This window comes from Parahaliea mediterranea (assembly GCF_017255185.1).
In the GTDB taxonomy this organism is placed as follows: Bacteria; Pseudomonadota; Gammaproteobacteria; order Pseudomonadales; family Halieaceae; genus JAFKCZ01.
This window is the reverse complement of the sequence record NZ_JAFKCZ010000004.1, coordinates 419,022-440,103: the sequence shown is the minus strand read 5'-3', so window position 1 is coordinate 440,103 and position 21,082 is coordinate 419,022. Positions and strand designations below refer to the sequence as shown.

At 67.5% G+C, this 21,082-nt stretch carries 16 protein-coding genes; 5 read left to right on the top strand and 11 right to left on the bottom strand.

Features of this window, described 5'->3' with window-relative positions:
- Window positions 1–2: 2 nt before the first annotated feature.
- Genes JYP50_RS06750 through JYP50_RS06720 form a run of 7 tightly spaced genes read right to left on the bottom strand, consistent with a single transcriptional unit; the run spans window position 3 to window position 8,315 of the window.
- Window positions 3–770, bottom strand: a complete 768-nt coding sequence (locus JYP50_RS06750; protein WP_206559718.1) for an SDR family oxidoreductase — start codon at window positions 768–770, stop codon at window positions 3–5.
- A 16-nt stretch (window positions 771–786) separates the two neighbouring features.
- Window positions 787–2,745 (bottom strand): DUF3604 domain-containing protein, encoded by a 1,959-nt coding sequence (locus JYP50_RS06745; RefSeq protein WP_206559717.1) that lies wholly within the window; start codon window positions 2,743–2,745, stop codon window positions 787–789.
- Window positions 2,746–2,803: 58 nt separating this feature from the next.
- Entirely contained in the window at window positions 2,804–4,327 is a 1,524-nt protein-coding gene (locus JYP50_RS06740) for an acyl-CoA carboxylase subunit beta (protein ID WP_347136733.1), read from the bottom strand.
- 36 nt (window positions 4,328–4,363) lie between these two features.
- On the bottom strand, window positions 4,364–5,146 hold the full coding sequence (locus tag JYP50_RS06735) for an enoyl-CoA hydratase/isomerase family protein (RefSeq protein WP_206559716.1): 783 nt from the start codon (window positions 5,144–5,146) through the stop codon (window positions 4,364–4,366).
- Window positions 5,147–5,176: 30 nt separating this feature from the next.
- Window positions 5,177–6,310 (bottom strand): CaiB/BaiF CoA transferase family protein, encoded by a 1,134-nt coding sequence (locus JYP50_RS06730; protein ID WP_206559715.1) that lies wholly within the window; start codon window positions 6,308–6,310, stop codon window positions 5,177–5,179.
- 28 nt (window positions 6,311–6,338) lie between these two features.
- Complete coding sequence (locus JYP50_RS06725) at window positions 6,339–7,112, bottom strand: SDR family NAD(P)-dependent oxidoreductase (RefSeq protein WP_206559714.1); 774 nt, start codon at window positions 7,110–7,112, stop codon at window positions 6,339–6,341.
- 27 nt (window positions 7,113–7,139) lie between these two features.
- Window positions 7,140–8,315, bottom strand: coding sequence for an acyl-CoA dehydrogenase family protein (locus tag JYP50_RS06720; protein WP_206559713.1), 1,176 nt, complete (start codon window positions 8,313–8,315; stop codon window positions 7,140–7,142).
- Window positions 8,316–8,495: 180 nt separating this feature from the next.
- On the opposite strand from JYP50_RS06720, the gene JYP50_RS06715 reads away from it, so the two are divergent.
- The 3 genes from JYP50_RS06715 to JYP50_RS06705 all read left to right on the top strand — a co-directional run bounded on the left by JYP50_RS06715 (window position 8,496) and on the right by JYP50_RS06705 (window position 13,625).
- Window positions 8,496–9,668: a GGDEF domain-containing protein gene (locus JYP50_RS06715; RefSeq protein WP_206559712.1), complete on the top strand. Its 1,173-nt coding sequence runs from the start codon at window positions 8,496–8,498 to the stop codon at window positions 9,666–9,668.
- A gap of 5 nt (window positions 9,669–9,673) precedes the next feature.
- Complete coding sequence (locus JYP50_RS06710) at window positions 9,674–10,675, top strand: AraC family transcriptional regulator (protein ID WP_206559711.1); 1,002 nt, start codon at window positions 9,674–9,676, stop codon at window positions 10,673–10,675.
- A gap of 82 nt (window positions 10,676–10,757) precedes the next feature.
- Window positions 10,758–13,625: a DUF748 domain-containing protein gene (locus tag JYP50_RS06705; RefSeq protein ID WP_206559710.1), complete on the top strand. Its 2,868-nt coding sequence runs from the start codon at window positions 10,758–10,760 to the stop codon at window positions 13,623–13,625.
- Window positions 13,626–13,637: 12 nt separating this feature from the next.
- On the opposite strand, the gene JYP50_RS06700 is transcribed toward JYP50_RS06705, so the two are convergent.
- Window positions 13,638–14,156, bottom strand: coding sequence for a SprT-like domain-containing protein (locus tag JYP50_RS06700; protein WP_206559709.1), 519 nt, complete (start codon window positions 14,154–14,156; stop codon window positions 13,638–13,640).
- Window positions 14,153–15,079, bottom strand: coding sequence for a LysR substrate-binding domain-containing protein (locus JYP50_RS06695; RefSeq protein WP_206559708.1), 927 nt, complete (start codon window positions 15,077–15,079; stop codon window positions 14,153–14,155). Before JYP50_RS06695 ends, JYP50_RS06700 begins: the two co-directional genes overlap by 4 nt.
- A gap of 128 nt (window positions 15,080–15,207) precedes the next feature.
- On the opposite strand from JYP50_RS06695, the gene JYP50_RS06690 reads away from it, so the two are divergent.
- Window positions 15,208–15,981 carry a ferredoxin--NADP reductase gene (locus tag JYP50_RS06690; protein ID WP_206559707.1) on the top strand — a complete coding sequence of 258 codons (774 nt, stop codon included), beginning with the start codon at window positions 15,208–15,210 and terminating at the stop codon, window positions 15,979–15,981.
- A 36-nt stretch (window positions 15,982–16,017) separates the two neighbouring features.
- Here JYP50_RS06690 and JYP50_RS06685 read toward each other — a convergent pair whose 3' ends face one another.
- Window positions 16,018–17,718, bottom strand: a complete 1,701-nt coding sequence (locus JYP50_RS06685; protein ID WP_206559706.1) for an AMP-binding protein — start codon at window positions 17,716–17,718, stop codon at window positions 16,018–16,020.
- A gap of 200 nt (window positions 17,719–17,918) precedes the next feature.
- Between JYP50_RS06685 and JYP50_RS06680 the strand changes: the two genes are divergently transcribed.
- A complete protein-coding gene (locus tag JYP50_RS06680) occupies window positions 17,919–18,938 on the top strand; it encodes a phosphotransferase family protein (protein ID WP_206559705.1) in 1,020 nt (339 codons plus the stop codon).
- A gap of 418 nt (window positions 18,939–19,356) precedes the next feature.
- Here JYP50_RS06680 and JYP50_RS06675 read toward each other — a convergent pair whose 3' ends face one another.
- Entirely contained in the window at window positions 19,357–21,015 is a 1,659-nt protein-coding gene (locus tag JYP50_RS06675) for a DUF3336 domain-containing protein (protein WP_206559704.1), read from the bottom strand.
- Between the last annotated feature and the right edge of the window lie 67 nt (window positions 21,016–21,082).

Genomic DNA, 21,082 nt, shown 5'->3' with positions numbered 1-21,082 from the left:
GCCTAGGCGGCGGCCACCACCCCGCCGTCCAGGGCCAGTACCTGCCCGGTCATCCATTCCGAGGCCCGCGACGAAAGGAAAATCGCGGTGCCGGCGATATCCTCCGGCGCCCCGATGCGGGAAATGGGGAAACCCCGGACCAGCTCTTCCTCTTCGGGCAGCATGTGCGCGGTCATCTTGCTAGGGAACACCCCCGGGGCGATGGCGTTCACATTGATGCCGTCGCCGGCCAGCTCGGTGGCCAGGTGCCGCGTCAGGTGGTGGATTGCCGCCTTGCTCGCGCTGTAGGAATAGTTCGGCATGTGCGAGTTGATCATGCCGTTCACCGAGCCGATGTTGATCACCCGGGCGCGCGGGCTGGCCGCCGCGCCGGCGCGCAACAGGGGCAGGCAGCGCTGGGTGAGGAAAAACGGCGACTTCACGTTGAGGTCCATGACCTTGTCCCAACCACTCTCCGGAAACTCCGCCAGCGGCGCGCCCCAGGTGGCGCCGGCATTGTTGACCAGGATGTCGAGGCGCTGCTCGCGCGCGGACACCGCCGCCACCAAAGCCTCGATCCCGTCCAGCGTCGACAGGTCCGAGCGTAGGGCAATGCAGTCGCCCGCCGCCGCCAGTTCCTTCTGCGCGGCCTCCAGCTCCGCTTCCTTGCGCGCGGTGATGTAGACCCGCGCGCCGTGCTCCAGGAAGCCGCGGGCGATCATCGCGCCGATGCCGCGGGAACCGCCGGTTACCATGGCCACCTTGCCGCGGATATCGAACAGGTTTTGCATGCCTTTAGTACTCCATTCAGTTAGCGGGGGGCCGATACCAGATGGGCGAGGTATAGGCCCGCTCCTGGATGGTATCTGGGTAGCCGGCCGCGCTCTCCTGCCCCAGCGCCAGCGCGTCGAGGAAGGAGTGGCGGGCGGTGGGCACCTGCAGTACGCGCACGTAGTAGAAGGCCGCCTGGCCGGCGTCGAACCCGGGGTCCCGCCAGTGAGCCAGCAGCTGCGGCGCGCCCTCGTTCTCACCGAGCCGGCCGGTACTGCGGTCGACGGTGTCGGCCACCGGCGGCAGGCGGCCGTCGGCGCCGGGTACGCGGTGGCCGGACCACACCACATCGAAGACTTTCTCGTGGGACTTGCCGCTGGCATCGAGCCAGCCCTTGACGATCTGCACCCGGTCCAGGGGCGCGCCGGCCGGGTCCATCAGCGCCTGGACCAGGAAGCTTGGGGAGCCCTCGCTCGGTGAACCCTCACTGGATGCGCCCTCACCCGCCGCGCCCTCTTCCCCGGCGCTGGCGGCATCTGCCGCCGACAGTTCACCACCCATCGGCACCCCCGCCGCGGTGGCCCGCGCGTACAGGTCCGGCGCTTCGAGGTCTTCGGCGCCCAGACCCCAGCCGGCAAAGAACTGCACACCGATGCGCGGGCCGGTGGTGGCGTAAACCTCGCGCCGCTTCATCGCCGCCAGGATCGCCTCTCGGGTGTTGTCCTCGGCCCACACCGCGGCCATGCCGGAGGCCGACATGGCCCAGCCGTTGGTGCCGCCGTCCTCCTCGCTCCAGCCCAGGGTCTTGTTGGCGGGGATGGAGTCGGTGGCCATCTTGCCGTGGAAGTTGTCCTCCTCGGCGGACGACAGCGCGGTGTGCGAATCGGTGGAGCCGACAAAACCCAGCTGGTAGGGATTGGCGCCCAGTTCGCGCTCCAGTTCCAGGCCGCGCATCAGCGCCGGGCGCAGGTAGTCCCCGGGCCTGGCCTCGTAGGGCGTGATGTGGCGCTGGATGTAGTGCGGATAGGCCTCGAAGTCGGCGAACTCATCCTGTGGCGACAGGTCCGGATGGGTCTCCGAATCGCCCTTGATCTGGGTGATCTCGGCGATCGGCTCCCAGCGCCGCCGGGTGGCGATGTAGTCGGGTGTCATGGCGGCCCCGCGCAGGGTGCGGGTGTCGAACATAAAGCCCTTGGAGATATTGGAGTTGTGCGGAATGGCCAGGAAGTCCACCCCGGTGGCCTCGCCGGTTTCCGCCAGCCAGGCCCACAGGTCCTCGGGATAGGGGCTGTCGTCCAGGCCGAAGGGCTGGAACTGCTGCGCCCGGGCGGCGTCGGCGTCGGACACCACCACCCGGTGCAGGTTGGCCCCCGCCGGGATCGAACTCCACTCCCAGCCGATCAGGGCGGTGAATTCCCCCGGCGCGTTGTAGCGGTCGGCGGCCTCGGTGATCTGGCGCCAGGTGTTGGCCTCCACCTCCGGCATCGGCGGCAGCCAGCCGACGTTGCCGCCCAGCTGGGCCGCCTCGGCGGCGGCGCGTGGATCGCCCGGCTCGGGCAGCACGTCCACGAACAACAACCGCCCCTCGCCCCGATCCACGTGGCGCTGCAGGATCCAGGTGGCCAACCGCGCCTTCAGGCTGTCCAGCAGACCCAGGTCGCTGGTGTCCACGCCCTCAAAATAGGTATTGCGGATCACCCCCAGGAACTCGGCGTGGTCGGACACCACCAGGAAGTCCAGCGGGGTGCCGATCTGCACCCTGGCCCGGTGATAGGGGTGCTCCACCGGCTCGCCGCGGGCGTAGCGGTAGGCGGTGTCCGGGTCCGCCACCAGGTTGTTGTTGGCGAAGGCGTCGGACGAATAGGTGGTGTGCAGGTGGGTGTCCCCCCACAGCAATTGCCGCCCGGCCTGGGCCTGGGCCTGGGCATCCGCGGGCAGCGACAGCCCGGCTATCGGAGTCGCCAGCGCGGCCGCCAGCAACAGGGAAAGGCGCATGTTCCCTCCTTGTGTCGTATTTATTGTTTTTCATGGCGAGCCGTGTGGCTCGCGAACACTATAACGCGGCGGAGCGCAACGCGGCCAGTATGACCTGGCGGGTATCCGCGGGATCGATCACCGCGTCAATTTCCAGAAAGGCCGCGGCCTCGGTGGCCTTGCCGGACTCATACAACTGCGCCACCAGTTTCTCGAACAGGGCCTCGCGCTCGGCGGGGTCTGCCACCGCCTCCAGCTCCTTGCGAAAGCCCAGGCGCACGGCCCCCTCCAGCCCCATGCCGCCAAACTCGCCGGTGGGCCAGGACGCGGCGTAGACCGGCGCCACGAAACTGCCGCCGGTCATGGCCATGGCGCCCAGGCCGTAGCCCTTGCGCAGGAAAATCGCCACCACCGGCACCTGCAGGGCGGCGCCGCTGACAAACAGCGAGGACATCCGCCGCACGGCGGCGGCGGCCTCGCTGGCCGGGCCCACCATAAAGCCGGGCGTGTCGGTCAGCGAGACCACCGGCAGGCCAAAGGCATTGACCAGCTGCAGGAAGCGGGCCGCCTTCTCCGCGGACTCCGCGTCCACCGCCCCGCCCAGCTGCTGGCAGTCGTTGGCGATCAACGCCACCGGCCGGCCCTCCAGGCGCATAAAGCCGGTGATGATGCCGCGGCCGAACACGCGCCTCAGTTCCAGGAAGCTGCCGCTGTCGGCGATGGTCTCGATCACCCGGCGCACCGGGTAGGCCCAGCGCCGGTCCTCGGGCACGATGTCCCGCAGGCCCTGCTGATCGGCGCAGTCCCACTGCGGGTCGTCGCCCTGGAAGTACGACAACAACTGCCGGGCGAGCGCGGTGGCGTGGGCCTCGTCCTCGGCGACAATGTCGATCACCCCGTTTTTTTCCTGCACGTCGGCGGGGCCGATCTCGCGGGCGTCCACCTTGCCCATGCCGCCGCCCTCGATCATCGCCGGGCCGGCCATGCCGATCCAGGAGCTGCGGGTGGCGATGGTAAAGTCGGCGCAACCGAACAGGGCCGCGTTGCCGGCGAAGCAGTAACCGTTGTTGACCGCGATGCGCGGCACCCGGCCGGCGAGCCGCGCCCAGTTGCGGAAGGAGCGCAGGTGCAGGCCGGCGATCTGGGTCTGCACGTCGGTGTCGCCGGGTCGCCCGCCGCCGCCCTCGGTGTACATCACCACCGGCAGGTGCTGCTCCTCGGCGATCTCGCAGATGCGGTCGAGTTTGTAGTGGTGGAAGTATCCCTGGGTGCCCGCCAGCACCGCGTAGTCGTTGACCACCACCGCGGCGCGGGTGCGCTCGCCACCCAAACGGTCGGCGTTGATGGTGCAGGTGCCGGTGAGAATGCCGTCGGCGGCGGTGGCGCTTTGCAGCTCGCCGTAGTCGCGGCGGCTGCGCTGGGCGGCCACCGCGAGCTGGCCGTACTCGAGGAAGGAGTCGGGGTCTACCAGGTCGGCGAGGTTTTCCCGCGCGGTGCGGTAGCCGCGCTGGTGGCGGCGCTCGCGGGCTTCGGCGCGCGCGTCGTCCCCGGTGCGGCGCTGGCGTTCGCGCAGCGCCTGTAGCTCGGGCCTGATGTCATCCACGGGCAGCTCGCCCCGGCGCGCGCCCCACTCGCCCCGTTACTTGCCCTGCCATTTCGGGGCGCGTTTCTCGACAAAGGCGGTGACACCCTCGGTGGCGTCGGCGCTGTTGATGCACAGGTGCTGCAGCTCCGCCTCGGCGGAAATGGTGTCGGCCACATCCTGCTCCATGGCCACGTTCAGCGCCTGCTTGGCGTAGCGCAGCGACAGCGGCGCTTTCTCCGCCAGCTCGGCGGCCCAGGCCAGCGCGGCGCCCTGCAGTTCGTCGGCGGGCACCACGCGGTTGCACAGGCCCAACTCCAGGCAGCGCGCGGCGCGCAGTTTCTCGCCGCCCACAATCAGCTCGTAGGCGCGCTTGCGGCCGATGCTGCGCGCCAGGTGCCAGGTGGCGCCGCCGTCCGGGATCAGGCCGATGGCGGTGAAGGCCTGGTAGAGGTAGGCGTCCTCGGCCATCACGCTGAGGTCGCAGACCATGGCAAAGGCGCTGCCGATGCCCGCCGCGGCGCCGTTGATGGCGCTGATCCAGGGCTTGGGCGCGGTGTTGATCGCCATCAGCGTGGGTTTATACTCTTCCAGCAGCTGGCGGCGCACGTCGAAATCGTCGCCCTGGGCTTCCATCAGGTCGGCGCCCGCGCTGAACGCGCGGCCGGCGCCGGTCAGCACCACCGCGCGCAGCGACTCGTCGCCATTGACCTCATCCACGGCGGCGCGCAGGTCGCGACGCAGCTCGGCGCTGAAGGCGTTGAGGCTGTCGGGGCGGTTAAGGGCCACCAGGGCGACGTTGTCGTGGCGTTCGATGGTTACGGTGTCGTATGCGGACATTGCGGTTTCCTGTACTGGTATATCGGTGCTTCAGGCGATGGCGCCGGAAGCCTTCAACTGTTGTATTTCCTGCTCGCCGAAGCCCATGGCGGACAGCACGGCATCGGTATCCTCGCCGTTGCCGTGCACGCCGTGGCGCACCTCGGAGGGTGTGCGCGCAAAGCGCGGCGCGGGCGCCGGCTGGGTCACCCCGTCCACCTCGATGTAGGTGTTGCGAGCCACGTTGGCCGGGTGTTGCGGGGCGTCCATGAAGGACAGCACCGGCGCGAAGCACACATCGGTGCCCTCCATGATCTCACACCACTGGGCCTGGGTCTTCTGCCGGAAGACCGCCGCCAGCTTGTCCCCTTGCTCCGGCCACTGGGCCTGGTTGTTCTGTTCGCCAAAGTCCTCCGCTGGCAGCTCGGCCAGGGCCAGCAACTGGGCGTAGAACTGGGGCTCGATGGAGCCGATGGAAATAAATTCGCCGTCGGCGCACTCATAGGTGTCGTAGAAGTGCGCGCCGCCATCGAGTATGTTGCCGCCGCGCTTCTTCGCGTCCCAGGCGCCCATGGCCTCGAAACCGTGGAACATCCACATCAGCTGCGCGGCGCCGTCCACCATGGCCACGTCGATCACCTGCCCCTTGCCGGAGCTGGCGGTTTCCAGCAGCGCGGCCAGCACGCCGTTGACCAGCAGCATGCCGCCACCGCCCATGTCGCCCACCAGGTTGAGGGGCATCACCGGCTTGCGGTCCGCCGGCCCCATGGCGTAGAGCGCGCCGGTAATGGAGATGTAATTGATGTCGTGCCCGGCGGCGCTGGCCAGCGGCCCCTCCTGGCCCCAGCCGGTCATCCGCGCAAACACCAGCCGGGGGTTGCGCGCCAGGCAGGTCTCGGGACCAATGCCCAACTTTTCGCACACCCCGGGACGGTAGGGGTCGATCAGCACATCGGCGTTTTCCACCATGCGCAGCAGGGTTTCCACCCCCTCGGCCTCCTTGAGGTTGAGGACCACCGACTTCTTGCCGCGGCCGCTGACCTTCTCCATCAGCCGGGCGTCGACACCGCCGGCGCGGTCGATGCGGATCACCTCCGCGCCCATGTCGGCGAGCATCATGCCCCCCATCGGGCCTGGCCCGATGCCCGCCAGCTCGATAACGGTAAAGCCATTCAATGGTCCCATACTGCTCTCCCTGTGTTGAAAAACGCCGTTAACGCGGCTGCATGCGAATGGCGCCGTCCAGGCGGATGCATTCGCCGTTGACGTAGTCGTTCTCGGCGATGAACACCGCCAGGTGGCCGATCTCCGAGGCCTTACCCAGGCGCTGCGGGTAGCACACGCTGTTTTCCAGGGATTTATACAGGTTATCGGGAATGGACTCGAACAGCGGGGTGTGGATCAGGCCCGGCACGATGGTGTTGACGCGGATGCCGTAGCTGGCCAGGTCCCGCGCCATGGGCAGGGTCATGCCCACCACGCCGCCCTTGGAGGCGCTGTAGGCCAGCTGGCCCACCTGCCCCTCCATTGCCGCGATGGACGCGGTGTTGATGATCACCCCGCGGCCGCCGTCGTCGTTGATCGGCTCGTTGTTGGCCATCTGCTCGGCGGCGTAGCGCGACACATTGAAGGTGCCCACCAGGTTGATGTTGATCACCGGCATGAACTGGTCCAGCGGGAACACGCCCTTCTTGCTCAGGGTCTTGCAGGCGCTGCCGATACCGGCGAAGTTGTTGCACACGTGCACCGCGCCGAACTTTTCCACCACGCCGGCGACCGCGGCCTTCACCGACTCCTCGTCGGCCACGTTGACGCTCCAGAAGGCGACCTTGTCCTCGCCCAGCGCCTTGATGACTTCGTTGGCGTTGCCCTCGTTGAGGTCGAAGATGGCCACTTTCATGCCCTTGGCCACGTAGGCCTCGACGGTGGCGCGACCGAGGCCGGAGGCCCCGCCGGTGACAATGGCGATTTTTCCTGCGAGATCCATGTGTTTGTCTCCTGCTGTTGCTGTTTATCAGAAATTGCGGGTATTGAAGGGGTTGTAATCACCGCCGAGGCAGTCCCGGCTGATAATGATCTTCATCACTTCGGAGGTGCCGGCGTAAATCGGCGATATGCGCGCGTCGGTAAACTGCCGGCTGATGGCATACTCGTCCATGTAACCGGCGCCACCGTGCATCTGCACCCCGGCGTCGGCCACCTTGACCTGCAACTCGCTGGTCACCAGTTTCGCCTTGGCCGCGTCCACCGCGGTCAGTTCGCCCGCGTTGAAGGCGCGCACGCACTGGTCGACAAAACACTGGGCGATGTCCAGCTCGGTGCGCAGCTCCGCCAGCTTGAACTGGGTGTTCTGGTAGGCCGCCACGGGCTTGCCGAAGGCCTTGCGCTCCTTGACGAATTCGGCGGTGAGGTCCCACGACAGCTGCGCCGCGGACAGGTAGCCGACGGCACCGATCAGGCGCTCCTCGGCCAGGCCCTGCATCAGGTAGATAAAACCCTTGCCGGGCTCGCCCAGCACATTGGCCTTGGGCACCTGCACGTCGTTGAAGAACAGCTCGGCGGTGTCCTGGGCCTTGAGCCCCATCTTCTTCAGGTTGCGCCCGCGCTCGAAGCCGGCCATGCCGCGCTCGACGATGAACAGGGTCATGTGGTGCGGGTTGTTGTCGGGGTCGGTCTTGGCGGCCACGATCACCACATCGGCGTTGATGCCGTTGGAGATATAGGTCTTGGAGCCGTTGAGCAGCCAGTGGTCGTCGCGCTCCACGGCGGTGCTGCGCATGCCCGCCAGGTCGCTGCCGGCGTCCGGCTCGGTCATGGCGATGGCCAGCACGTGCTCGCCGCTCACGCACTTGGGCAACAAGCGCTGGCACTGCTCCTGGGAGCCGAAGCGGGTCAGGTAGGGCCCCACCAAACGGCTGTGCAGCGAGTTGTACCAGTCGCCGGCGCGGGCGTAGGCGGTCTCTTCGATGATAATCTGCTCGAAGCGGAAGTCCGGGTCGCCCATGCCGCCGTACTGCTCGTCCGGCCACACCATGAGGAAGCCCTGCTCGCCGGCCTTGCGAAAAGCCGAGCGATCGACGATACCGGCCTCACGCCAGTCTTCCATATGTGGCACAATTTCCGCAGCCAGGAACTTGCGGTAGGCGTCCCTGAACATCTGCTGCTCTTCGGTGAATTCGCGCTGTAGCACGGTGCTGTCTCCCGGGTTGCTGGTGATCCGCTACCGCCCCGGCGCCGCGAGGGGCCGGGCGGAAGTCGAAGGCAGGCCAGTATGGTAAGCGGTCACCGGCCCATCAATGACCTGTGCCGACACATAAATTGACATAAACTGACAACAAAAAACTGGGGTTTCGGGGCGACAGGGATGGAGATGATATTCACGGAAAACCTCGCCTACATTCACTACGGCCTGGTACTCGCGCTGACCTGCGCGCAGCTGCTGATCCTCTATTTCCTCAGCGATTCGGCCAATCCCCCCCGCGGCCTGGGCCTGTTCACAGTGTACTTCATGGCGGCGCTGATGGGATGGATCCTGTTCACCCTGCAACCGGGGCGCGACGCCCTGCTCGACGTGCCCGCCATTGTCGCGCTGGCCACCGGCTACCTCCTGTACCTGGCCTGCGCCCAGCGGGCGGGCATCCCGCGCGGCCGCTACCTGCTGGGCGCGCTCTGCCTCGCCGCCTGCCTGAGCGCGTTTTACTTCCCGCCGTCGCAGATGTTCGCCATCCAGCTCGGCGGCACCGCCGGGCTGTGGGCGGCGGCCGGCGCCGTCAGCGGCTACCGCGGCTGGACCCAGCGCAACGTGGGCGACGCGATCATCGCCCTGGCCGGACTGCTGGTGGTGGCCGGTCACCTCGAGGCCTGGCTGGGCTGGCAACGGGAGAGCGACCTGTCCCGCGCCCAGGCCGACGCCATCGGCGTGCACAGCGCCGCCTACGCCCTGGTGGTGGTGGGCTTTCTCGCCAGCGTGCTGCTGGAGTACCAGCGGCACCTGACCCACCTGGCCACGGAGGACCCCCTCACCCGCCTGCTCAACCGGCGCGGCCTGGAAGACGCCATCTACGTGAGCCTGGCCAGCGCGTCGCGACACAACCTGAACACCTCCGCCATCAAGCTCGATATCGATCACTTCAAGCAGGTTAACGACAGCTTTGGCCACGACACCGGCGACCAGTTGATCCAGCAGGTCGCCCAGGTGCTGCAGCGCCTGTGCCGGGCCAGCGACGTGGTGGCCCGGGTGGGCGGCGAGGAATTCCTGCTGGTGCTGCCCAACACCGACCGCGATGGGGCCCGCGTCCTGGCGGAACGTATCCGCGGCGCCATCGGCGGCGACGCCCTGCTGGTGGACGGCCAGCGTATCGCGATCACTGCGAGCCTGGGGGTAACCACCGCAGAGGGCGAGGTGGACCTGGACAGCCTGGCCCGGGAGGCCGACCGCGCCCTGTACCAGGCCAAGCGCGAGGGCCGCAACCGGGTGGCCACGGTGGATAACCGGCCGCAGCATTTTCGCTCCACCGGACCCGTCACCGGCGACGGGAACTGAAGCCCATGCGCGACCTGTCGATCTCGGTCTATTTCGCGCGCGCGGTGCTGCAAAACACCGTGCGCATGGGCCTGGAGCCCGCCGAACTGCTGCGGCGCAACCGGATTTCCCCGCGCCTGCTGCAGGAGGAAAACGCGCGCATCTCGATCGAGCGCTTCGCCGACCTGCAGGTGAGCACCATGCTGGCCATGCAGGACGAATCCCTGGGCTACGCCAGCCGCCGCCTGCCCATCGGCAGCTGGGCGATGATGTGCCACGCGGTGATCGGCAGCGAAACCCTGGGCCAGGCACTGAGCCGCTACTGCCGGTTTTTTCAACTCTTTGACAGCGCTCCTTGCCCGGCGCTGGAAGAGGACGAGGACAGCCTCACCGTGCGCCTGGATGACCGGGGCCAGGCCCGGGTGGCCGCGCCCTACCTGTCCGAGCTGCTGCTGTTCAACAGCCACCGCTTCGCCTGCTGGCTGGTGCAGGAGCAGTTGCCGATTCAAGTCGTGCGACTCAACTACCCAATGGCGGCCCAGGCCGCGGATTACCGCCACATGTTTTACGGCTACCCCGTGGAATTCGAGCAGGCCGAAAGCGCCCTGGTACTGCCCAAGGGGATTGCGGGGCGGCGCATCAACCAGAACGAGCAGTCGCTGCGGCACTTCCTGCGCCACCCGGTGCTGATCATGCTGACCCAGAACTACGCGCGCAGCAGCTGGACCGCCCGCGCGCGCCAGCAGATCGCCCGCAATATGCTGGCGATGCCGGAACTGCCCGAGGTGGCGGCCCGGCTGGAACTGCACCCCCAGACCCTGCGCCGCCGGCTGTCGGCGGAGGGCACCACCTTCAAGGACATCAAGAACCAGGTGCGGCGCGACACCGCGCTCCACCTGCTGGGCAAGCAGGGGCTCAGCATCGAGGAGATCGCCCACCGTTCCGGGTTCTCGGAATCCAGCGCCTTTATCCGCGCCTTCAAGGGCTGGACCGGCGTCACCCCCTACAGCTACCGCAAGGGCCTGTAAAACCCGCCGCGCTTGTTTTGGCTGCAATGTCGGCGGTTTGTCTATAGTGTAGTTGTGGATTTTGTGTACCTTGAGGTTGTTTGTGAAAACGGTGTTTCGCGTGCTGGCCGGCATCTACCTGGCCTACATCGCCCTGTGCGTGCTGGTGATCATTCCCCTGCTGAACTTCCTGCCGCCATGGTTCGTGCGCGACACCTACCAGCGCGAGCTGAGCACGGAACTGGTGATCTACAATCCCTTCACCCTGGCCCTGGAGGTGCGGGACGCCCGCTTGAGCGAGGTCGACGGTAGCGCCTTCGCCAGCCTGGACCGCGCCGAGGTCGATCTCTCCACCGCCAGCCTGTGGCGCCCCGGCTGGGTGTTCGACAACCTGGCGATCGAGGGCATCGACATTCACCTGCGGCGGCTCGGCGACGGCGCGCTGAACATCGACGACCTGCTGCGCCCCCCCGGCGGCGCCGCGCCGGCGCCGGAGCCGGAACCGCCGTCCGGCGGCGGCGAGCTGCCCGGCATTACGGTTGACGACATCGTCCTCTCCGCCCGCCGCATCCAGGTCACCGACGCGATGCGGCCGGAGCCCTACACCACCCATTGGGATGACCTGCAAATCCGCATGAGCGACCTCTCGACCGTGGCGGAGGCGGGCCACCCCTACCACCTGCGGGTCTTCGACGAGAGCGGCGGCAACCTGGAGTGGGACGGCGAGCTGTCGATTCCCGACAGTTACAGCAAGGGTCGGATCGAACTCAGCGCGATCGGGTTGCGGCCCTTCTGGCGCTTTGTCAAAGACCAGGTGGACTTCGAACTGGCCGACGGCCGCCTGCACGCGGCGGCCAACTATGAACTGCGCTGGTCGCCGGAGCTGCGCTTCACCGTCGACGGCGGCGAGGTCGATATCTCCCGCCTGTCGCTGAAGCCCGCCGATCCCGAAGCCCTGCCCGATACCGGCATTGAACTGGGCGTGATCAAGGCCAGCGCCATCGCCGTCGACGGCGCCAGCCAGCGCGTCACGGTGCGCGATATCAACGCCGACGGCCTCGAAATCGCCGGCTGGCTGGAGGGCGAGCGCGTGAGCCTGGCGGAGATGTTCCAGACCCGCTTCCCGGCGGCCGGGGAACCCGAGCCGCAGGAGCCGAGCCCCTGGGTGGTCGAGCTGGGCGCCGCCCGAATCAACGGCGCCGCGATCAACTGGCGCAGCCCCTTCACCGACCCGCCGGCGCTGCAAGTCAGCCCGCTCAATATCGCCGTCGAGGGCATTCGCTGGCCCGCCGAGGCGCCGGTCGACATCGGGGTGGACCTGGTGGTCAACGGCGAGGCGCGGGTCGAGGTCGCCGGCGGGCTGCACCTGGGCAGCGGCGCCGGCGCCCTCACCTTCGCCCTGGAGCAGTTGCCCATCCCCTGGTTTGGCCCCAACCTGCCCGACGCGCTCAACGCCACTATCGAAAGTGGCCACGCCCGGACCACGGGCGAACTGGCGCTGGAGAACTTCGCGCCGCAGCAGCTGCGACTGGCGGGCGCGGTGGAGGCCTTCTCGGTGCACATGTTCGGCGCCGATGAATCCCTGACCAGCTGGAATGCCCTGGAGTGGGACGGGCTGTCGGTGGACCTCCCGGGCCGGGAGGTGCGGCTGGCCCAGCTGCACCTGGACGGCTACTCCGGGCGGGTGCACATCCACGAGGATGGCAGCCTCAATATCCAGAACCTGCTGGCGGAGGAAGCCGCGGCGCAGGCGGCGGAAGCCCGGGCCAGCGGCGAGGCCGTCGAGGCGGCGGAGCCCGCGCCGCCCTGGCGTTTCGGCGCCCCCGCCATCCACATCAGCGACAGCGAAGTGGATTTCATGGACGAGTCCCTGCCCATCCACTTCCGCACCGTGATCGGCGACGTCAACGGCGAGATCCTCGGCCTCGACTCAGACCCCGCGCAATCGCTGTCGGTGGACATCAAGGGCTCGGTGGACGGCTACGCCCCGGTGGTCCTGGCCGGCAGCGCGGCGCCCTTCCGCGAACAGCCGGCGCTGGATTTGGGGCTCACCTTCCAGGGCGTGGACCTGGCGCGCCTGACCCCCTACTCCGGAACCTACGCGGGCTACGCCATCGACCGCGGTACCCTCAACCTGGACGTGCGCTACAGCCTGGCGCAAAACCACCTGGAGGGCGACAACAAGGTGGTGATCGACCAGCTCAAGCTGGGCGACAAGGTCGACAGCGACAAGGCCCTCGACATCCCCCTGCAACTGGGCATCGCCCTGCTCACCGACGCCAGCGGGGTGATCGATATCGCGGTGCCGGTGAGCGGCGACGTGGACAACCCCCAGTTCAGCCTGGCGAGCGTGATCTGGGGCGCCTTCGGCAACCTGATCACCAAGGCGGTCACCGCGCCCTTCGCCCTGCTGGCCAATCTGGTGGGCTCCGACGACGACCTGCAGCGGGTGAACTATCCCGCCGGCGCCACCACGGTGGACGACACCGCCCAGGCCAAGCTGCGCGACCTCGCCGCCGCGCTCGCGGAGCGTCCCAAGATCAAACTGGTCATCACCGGCCGCATCAATCCCGACACCGACCGGGCCAAGCTGCAGCAGCGCCAACTGCGCGAACAACTGCTGGCCGAGGGCCTGAGCGAAGAGGACATCGACGGCCGCGGCGAGCGCTGGGCGCAGGCGATCGCCGCGCGCTACCAGGCGCTGCCGGAATCGGCGCGCGGCGACTCTGACCCCGAGGCCGACCCCGAGGCGCCGCCGCCCTCCCCGCGAATCCAGGCGCGCAAGGTGCAGGAGCAACTGCCGGTGCCCGCCGGGGCCCTGCGGGAACTGGCCGGGGAGCGCGCCGCCGACAGCAAGCGCTTCCTGGTCAACGAGGGGGGGCTCGCCGCCGACCGCGCGGTAGTCGCCAACACCGACCCGGCGGATCCGGCCAATACCTTCAGCGGTGTCGAGCTCTCGGTGGATACCTGATTTTCGGGCGTATTACGCGTCCCGGTACACCAGTTCGCCGCGGCAGTAGCGGCAGTGGTAGCGCCCCTGCCCGCGCTGCACCCGGTTGTGGCGGGTGGTGGACAGGCTGTGCTCGCGGCAGGGGCACTGGTAGGGGTGAGTGCGCTGGCGGCGCTGGGGAACCCCCGACAGGTCGCGGTCGAAGGTGACCTCCGGGTCGGCCTCGAACAGCTGCATCACCAGGCGCCACTGGCTGCCGTGGGGCTTGACCCGCCGCGCGCCGTAGAGCGCGTGCACGATGTAGTGGGCGACCTCGTGGGGCACGGTGCCCTCGAGGTTTTCGCGGTAGTACTTGGCGAAGATCCAGGGGTTGTAGCGAATCCAGCTGTTGCGGCCGTCGGCGCGGAACATGCCGGCGCTGCGGCCGCTGAGGTCGAAGAGCACCGGAATCCGCGCGAAGCGCCGCCCCAGGCCGCTCTCCGCAAGGGCGATGTAGCGGTGGGTTGCCGCCACCACCTCCGCCCGCTGGCCGGCGTTGATGGGCTGTATCACTGATGACTCCGGGACGCATTGACCACGCCGGGCAGTATATCGGACCAGCTCTGCTCACACAGCTGCAACCACTCCACCAAGGCGCTGCTGTGGAACTTGTCGCGGTGCAGGATGAGGTTCAGCTGGCGGCGGAAATCCCGGCCCGGCACCGCCAACGGCACCAGCGAGCCCCGGGCGAAGGCCTCCACCAGGCTGATGCGCGACAGGCAGCCCACCCCCAGCCCCGCCTCCACCGCGCGCTTGATCGCCTCGGTGTGCTGCAGTTCCAGGGCGATATCGAGGTCGGTGAGGATCCCGCTCATGGCGCGATCGAAAGTCTGCCGGGTGCCGGAGCCGGACTCGCGCACGATCCACGGCAGGCCGACCAGGTCCGCGTCGGTGAGCGCCTCGCGGCCCGCCAGGGGATGGCCGGGGGCGGCGAACACCTGCAGCTCGTCGGCGCGCCAGTGCCGGGTCTCCAGGTCCGGGTGATTGAGTTCGCCCTCCACCAGGCCCATGTCGAGCTCGAAGCCCGCCACCCCCTCGGCGATGGCCTCGGTATTGGCGACCGTGAGGGCCACGTCGGCGTCGGGAAAATGGCGGCGAAAATCGGCGATCATCGGCACCGCCAGGTAGTTGCCGATGGTCAGGGTGGCTCCCACCCGCAGGCGGCCCGCCACTTCCCGCCCGGACAGGGCCTGCTCCAGCTCCCAGGCCCGGGCCAACAGGTTTTCCGCCCGGGGCCGCAACTGGGCGCCCAGTTCCGACAGCCGCAGGCGCTTGCCGCGGCGGTCGAACAACCGCACCTCGAACTGGCTCTCCAGGTCTTTCAGGGCGCCGCTGGCGGCGGACTGGGACATGGCCAGGTCGCGGGCCGCGCGGCTGATGTTCTCGTGCCGCGCGGTGGCCAGGAAGACCTCCAGCTGGCGCAGGCTGTAGCGCATCGCCGCCACCTTCTTTCATCGAACCGTATATCGGATTTACAGATATGGTATATCCGACATTCCCGATTTGCCAATATAGATTGCGGGTTTACACTGGCGGCATTGAATCCATACCGGAACCCCATGCCATGGCGACACTACTGCGCGAACAAGTCACCGAAGTCCACCACTGGACCGACCGCCTGTTCAGCTTCAAAACCACCCGCGACGCGGGCTTCCGCTTCAAGAACGGCTATTTCACCATGATCGGCCTGGAGCACGAGGGCAAGCCCCTGCTGCGCGCCTACAGCATGGCCAGCGCCAACTACGAGGACCAGCTGGAGTTCTTCAGCATCAAGGTCCCCGACGGCCCGCTGACTTCCAAGCTGCAGAATATCCAGGTGGGCGACGAACTGCTGGTCAACAGCAAGGCCACCGGCACCCTGGTGCTGGACAACCTGCTGCCCGGCCGCAACCTCTACCTGATCGCCACCGGCACCGGCCTGGCGCCCTTCCTCAGCATCATCAAGGACCCGGAGATCTACGAGCACTTCGACCGCGTGGTACTCACCCACGGCTGCCGCTACGTCGAGGAGCTGGCCTACCAGGAGGCGATCACCGAGCACCTGCCCGAGCACGAGTACCTGGGCGAGGACGTGCGCAGCAAGCTGGTGTACTACCCCACGGTGACCCGGGAGGAGTTCCGCAACACCGGCCGCCTCACCGACCTGCTGGAGAGCGGCAAACTGCCCCACGACGTGGGCCTGGACGCGATCGACCCGGAGGTCGACCGCTTCATGATCTGCGGCAGCCCGAGCATGCTCAAGGATATCTGCGCGCTGCTGGACAGCCGCGGCTTCCGCGAGTCGCGCCACGGCAAGCAGGCCCACTACGTGATCGAGCGGGCCTTCGTCGAAAGCTAGGCGGCCCTCGCAGGCCCTTCGCCGGACCTTCGCCGGCTATCCAGCCCCGTCCAGCGGCAGGGACTCACGCAGTTCGCGCTTGAGGAACTTGCCGTTGGCGTTGCGCGGAATCGGCTCGTCGAGCAGCCAGATGTAGCGCGGCACCTTGTAGGGGGAAAGCACCCCGGCGCAGTGCGCGCGCAATGTTGTGGCGTCGCAGTCCGCCCCGGGGCGCAGGTAGACCGCCGCGCCCACCTCCTCTCCCAGGCGCTCGTCGGCCACCGCGAACACCACGCACTCCGCCACCCCGTCCTGGGCGAACAGGGCGTTTTCCACCTCCGCGCAGTACACGTTCTCGCCGCCGCGCAGCACCATGTCCTTGGCGCGGTCCACCAGGTAGATAAAACCGTCGTCGTCGATCCAGGCGATATCGCCGGTGTGCAGCCAGCCGTCGGTGATGGCTTCGGCGGTGGCCTCGGGGCGGTTCAGGTAGCCCTTGATCACCGGCGCGCCGCGCACCCACAGCTCGCCGACGTCCCCCGCCGGCAGACCGCGCCCTTCCGGGTCGACACACTTGGCTTCAAAGGTGGGCATGGCCGGGCCCACGCTGGCCGGCTTGCCGACGAAGAAGGCCGAGGAGATGGCGGCGATGATGCCGCAGGTCTCGGTCATGCCGTAGCCGGTATTGGGCCGCGCGCCGCCGCTGGCGTCGATCTTCGCCACCAGATCGGGCTGCAGCGCGGCGCCACCACCACCGAGGGTTTTCAATGACGCGGTGTCGCGGCGGGCGAAATCCGGGTGGCCGAGGATCTCCCGGGCCATCATCGGCACCGCGTTGAACACCGTGACCCGCTCCCGCTCGATCAGGGCCAGGGCCTCGGACGGGTCCCACTTGTACATGTGCACCAGCTTGCCCCCCGCCAACGTGGTGGCCTGGGCCACGCAGTTGTTGCCGGTGACGTGGAACAGCGGCGTGGCCAGCAGCGACACCGGCGGCTCCGGCGCCTGCCCGGCGGCCTCCCCGCCAGGCAGGCCCGCCTTGGCCAGGGCCAGCGGCTGCACGGCGTTGACAAAGGCCAGATTGAGGATGTTGTTCACGCAACCGCGGTGGGTCAGGCGCGCGCCCTTGGGCTGGCCGGTGGTACCGGAGGTATAGAAAATACAGGCGTCGTCGTCCGGCGCGATGGTCACCTCCGGCAGCGCCGGCGCGGTGTTGACCACATCCATCCACTCGGTGGCCCAATCGGGGACCGGATCCTCCATGCGCACCGCCGCCACCGCCAGCTCCGGGTAGTGCTCGCGGATTTCGGCAAAGCGCTGCAGGCGTTCGCGGTCGCAGATCAGCACCTTCGGCGCAGCGTCGTCCAGGGCGTAGCGCATCTCGCCCGCCACCCACCAGGCGTTCATGCCCACCACCACGGCGCCCATCGCGGTCACGGCCCAGTAGCCGAGCATCCACTCCGGGTAATTGCGCATGGCGATGGCCACCCGGTCGCCGGGCGCCACCCCGCGCTCGCGCAGCCAGGCGGCAATGGAGGCCACGTACTCCTGGGCCTGCGCGTAGCTGCAGCGCTCGTCGCGGAACACCAGGTAATCCGCGTCGCCGTGGGCCGCGCAGGACAGCCACACTTCCCGCAGCGACGGCGGCGCGTGTTTATAACTGCGCGTGGGCGCGCCGCCAACGGTGACCGTTTCCAGTTCGAACATCTGTCCGGGCGCGGTCAATTCCGCCCAGGCTGCCTTGAGTTCCGGATACACTATTCACCCCGTTTATACTGATTAGTCTGCGTGGACTGGCAGCATAACCCTTGAGTTGGGCGTGCTCAATAACGCACAATCGTCTGTCGTTTACGGTCAATTTTTTTGTCGGGCCTTGTCATTGTTCACCCCCGTGGCTGCCCACAGACTGACCGCCGCGTTCCGAGTCATAATCTCCACCCATACCCCCAGGAAGCAGCATGAGCACACAACAACTCGATATCTCGCGCCTTGCGGACTACCTGCGCGAGCACGTCCCCGGTTTTTCCGGCGAGCTGACCGCGGAGAAATTCGCCGGCGGGCAGTCCAACCCCACCTTCAAGCTCACCGCCGGCGGCACCTCCTATGTCCTGCGGCGCAAGCCACCGGGCGAGCTGCTGCCCTCGGCCCACGCGGTGGATCGCGAGTACCGGGTAATCACCGCCCTGGGCGGCACCGACGTGCCGGTCCCGCGCACCTACGCCCTGTGCGAGGACGAGAGCGTCATCGGTTCGATGTTCTATGTCATGGAGTACATGGACGGCCGTATTCTCTGGGACCCCCTGCTCCCCGAGGCCCGTGACAACGACGAACGCGCCGCCTATTACGACGCCATGAACCGCACCATGGCGGCCCTGCACAATGTCGACGTGGACGCGGTGGGACTGTCCGACTACGGCAAGCCGGGCAACTATTTCGAGCGCCAGGTGGGTCGCTGGACCAAGCAGTACCGGGCCTCGGAGATGGAGCGCATCGAAGCCATGGAGACCCTGATCGACTGGCTGCCCGCGAACATGCCCGCGGACGACGGCACGGTGAGCCTGGTACACGGCGACTACCGTCTCGACAATATGATGTTCCACCCGGACAAGCCGGAGGTTATCGCCCTGCTGGACTGGGAACTGTCGACCCTGGGCCACCCCCTGGCCGACCTCGCCAACCAGTGCATGGCCTGGATGCTGCCGCGCGACAGCAGCATGAAGGGCCTGGCCGGCGTCGACCGCAAGGCAATGGGTATCCCCACCGACGAGGAGTACATCGCGCGCTACTGCGAGCGCACCGGCCGCAGCGGCATCGATAACTGGAATTTCTACCTGGCGTTCTCCCTGTTCCGCCTGGCGGCGATCGTGCAGGGCATCCGCAAGCGCGCCGAGATCGGCACCGCGTCCAGCGCCGAGGCCGACAGCCGCGGCAACCTGGTACACCCGCTGTCGGCAATGGCGGTGGAATTGATCGACTAAGCACCCTGCAGGGTCGAGAGCCTGCCCCTCTTTTCGGGTCATTCATTCGACCAGCGCGCGTCGCGCGCCTCTGAAAAGCGGCGGAATGAATTCCGCCCTACAAGGGGGCGGAACCACCCTGTAGGGTCGAATTCATTCGACCAGCGCGTCGCGCGCCTCCGAAAAGCGGCGGAATGAATTCCGCCCTACAAGGGGACGAAACCACCCTGTAGGGTCGAATTCATTCGACCAGCGCGTCGCGCGCCTCTGAAAAGCGGCGGAATGAATTCCGCCCTACAAGGGGGCGAAACCACCCTGTAGGGTCGAATTCATTCGACCAGCGCGTCGCGCGCCTCTGAAAAGCGGCGGAATGAATTCCGCCCTACAAGGGGGCGGAACCACCTTGTAGGGTCGAATTCATTCGACCGGGATTAGCCCCTCAAGCCGCTTCCCTGCTGCTCTTGTCGGCTTTTTTACCCGCCGCGGCGCTCTTGCCAGCCGCGGCGCTTTTCCCGCGGGTGGCGGGCGATTTCTTGCGCGTGCTCTTGCGCCGCGGCACTTCGGCGCTGCGCTCGCGCTGGGCCTCGCGGTCGGCGCGGGTCGGCTGGGGCCGCCGGCGAGAGCTGCGCGGCCGGCGGTATTCCGCCTCGGTGGGCCGCAGGTCGCCGTACTCGAAGCGGTGCAGGATCTCCTCCATGGTGCGGCTGATCTTGGTGCACACGCGGATGGTTTCCACGTGGGGGTAGGTGCTGTGCTCGCCCCCCTCGACCAGTGCCAGCAGTTCCTTCTCGGAGAGGTGGGAGAGAATTTTCGCGGGGTTGTACCAGCGGAAGCTGGGAATGATATTGATATCGCCGCTGTACTCCTGGTCCATCAGGCTGTGAATACCGTTCAGCAGCAGGTTGAAACGCGGCCAGTTGTCCCCCTGTTTCTGCGCGATGCCGCGGTAGAAATTCAGCAGCTCCCGGCCGACGCCGATCCCCAGCGATCCCAGGGCCGAGGCCAGCTTGCCGCGCCGGCCATCGCGATTGAGGAAGGGCGTGGCGATGGGATTGACCATGCTCACGATGTAGTGGTTGGTGCTGTAGAGCCGCGACAGGCGCTTGGCCGGCAGGTCGTCGGCGATGGAGCCGTCCACCCACTTGCGGGTGGGCAGGTAGGGCTGGGCCTCGCCGTGCACGTTCTTGGCCATCAGCATCACCGGCGGGAACACTCCCGGCACCGCGCAGGAGGCCATCACCGCCGAGCGCACGTAAACGTTGGGCGAGGTGATCGCGTTGAGCAGCCGCGAGCGCTGGTGCTGCTCCGCCGGCGCCACGGTGATGCTGATCTGGCGGCCGGTCTTCTCATAAGCTTCCTGGAAGGTGAGGTCCGGGACCTGGCGCTCGATAATGGTTTCGAGGTCGCGCACGTCGATCTGCGGGTTGCTGCCGAAGAACATGCGCGAGAACACACTCGCCTCGCGCTCCGCCTCGAAGTGCAGGCTGGTGCTGTCGAACACCTGTTCCAGCTCGGCGTCGGTGTGGGTACCGACCACCCCGGCCACCAGCGAGCCGGCGCTGGAACCGGAAATCACCCGCGGCAGCAGGCCCTGCTGCAACAGCACCCGCACCACGCCCATGTGGTAGAAACCGAGCACGCCGCCGCCGCTGAGCATCAGCGCGGAGCGTCCGAAGCAGATATTGGAGCGGTAGAAGAAATCCAGCTTGTCCTGGGTGCTGATCTCGTCGGACTTCAGCTCCGCCAGGAAGCGCAGGGCGTCATTGACCTCGTCGATATACTGCTCGATCAGGTGCTTGGTGCCGAACTTGGCCCGGCGATACAGGGTGCTGCGCCCCATGCCCCCCATATTGCCGTGGATGCCCTCATTCAGGGCGAACAGCAGGCCCTGGTGGTCGTGCCGCGCGCGCAGGCTGCGCAGGCGGTCGAGGCGCATGCGAATTTGCGCGTAGTCGTACTGGCTGGTCTGGTCCACCTCCCGCCAGCGCTTGGTGCCGGAGAGTTCGTCGTGCGCGATGGCGGCGTCGCGCCACTCGTCGAAGGAGGTGGCGCAGTCCATCTGCTTCTCCAGCTTGCGGAGCTTGCGGGTATTCTTCACAGGTAAACCTCTGTGTCTGGGACGTGTTTACAGCATAAAGCAAATATGGCCGGGGACGCACCCTCGG

Excerpts from the sequence above, each read along its gene's own strand:
- JYP50_RS06750 (WP_206559718.1), bottom strand. The coding sequence starts at position 770 with ATGCAAAACCTGTTCGATATCCGCGGCAAGGTGGCCATGGTAACCGGC.
- JYP50_RS06745 (WP_206559717.1), bottom strand. The coding sequence starts at position 2,745 with ATGCGCCTTTCCCTGTTGCTGGCGGCCGCGCTGGCGACTCCGATAGCC.
- JYP50_RS06735 (WP_206559716.1), bottom strand. The coding sequence starts at position 5,146 with ATGTCCGCATACGACACCGTAACCATCGAACGCCACGACAACGTCGCC.
- JYP50_RS06730 (WP_206559715.1), bottom strand. The coding sequence starts at position 6,310 with ATGGGACCATTGAATGGCTTTACCGTTATCGAGCTGGCGGGCATCGGG.
- JYP50_RS06725 (WP_206559714.1), bottom strand. The coding sequence starts at position 7,112 with ATGGATCTCGCAGGAAAAATCGCCATTGTCACCGGCGGGGCCTCCGGC.
- JYP50_RS06715 (WP_206559712.1), top strand. The coding sequence starts at position 8,496 with ATGATATTCACGGAAAACCTCGCCTACATTCACTACGGCCTGGTACTC.
- JYP50_RS06710 (WP_206559711.1), top strand. The coding sequence starts at position 9,674 with ATGCGCGACCTGTCGATCTCGGTCTATTTCGCGCGCGCGGTGCTGCAA.
- JYP50_RS06695 (WP_206559708.1), bottom strand. The coding sequence starts at position 15,079 with ATGCGCTACAGCCTGCGCCAGCTGGAGGTCTTCCTGGCCACCGCGCGG.
- JYP50_RS06690 (WP_206559707.1), top strand. The coding sequence starts at position 15,208 with ATGGCGACACTACTGCGCGAACAAGTCACCGAAGTCCACCACTGGACC.
- JYP50_RS06680 (WP_206559705.1), top strand. The coding sequence starts at position 17,919 with ATGAGCACACAACAACTCGATATCTCGCGCCTTGCGGACTACCTGCGC.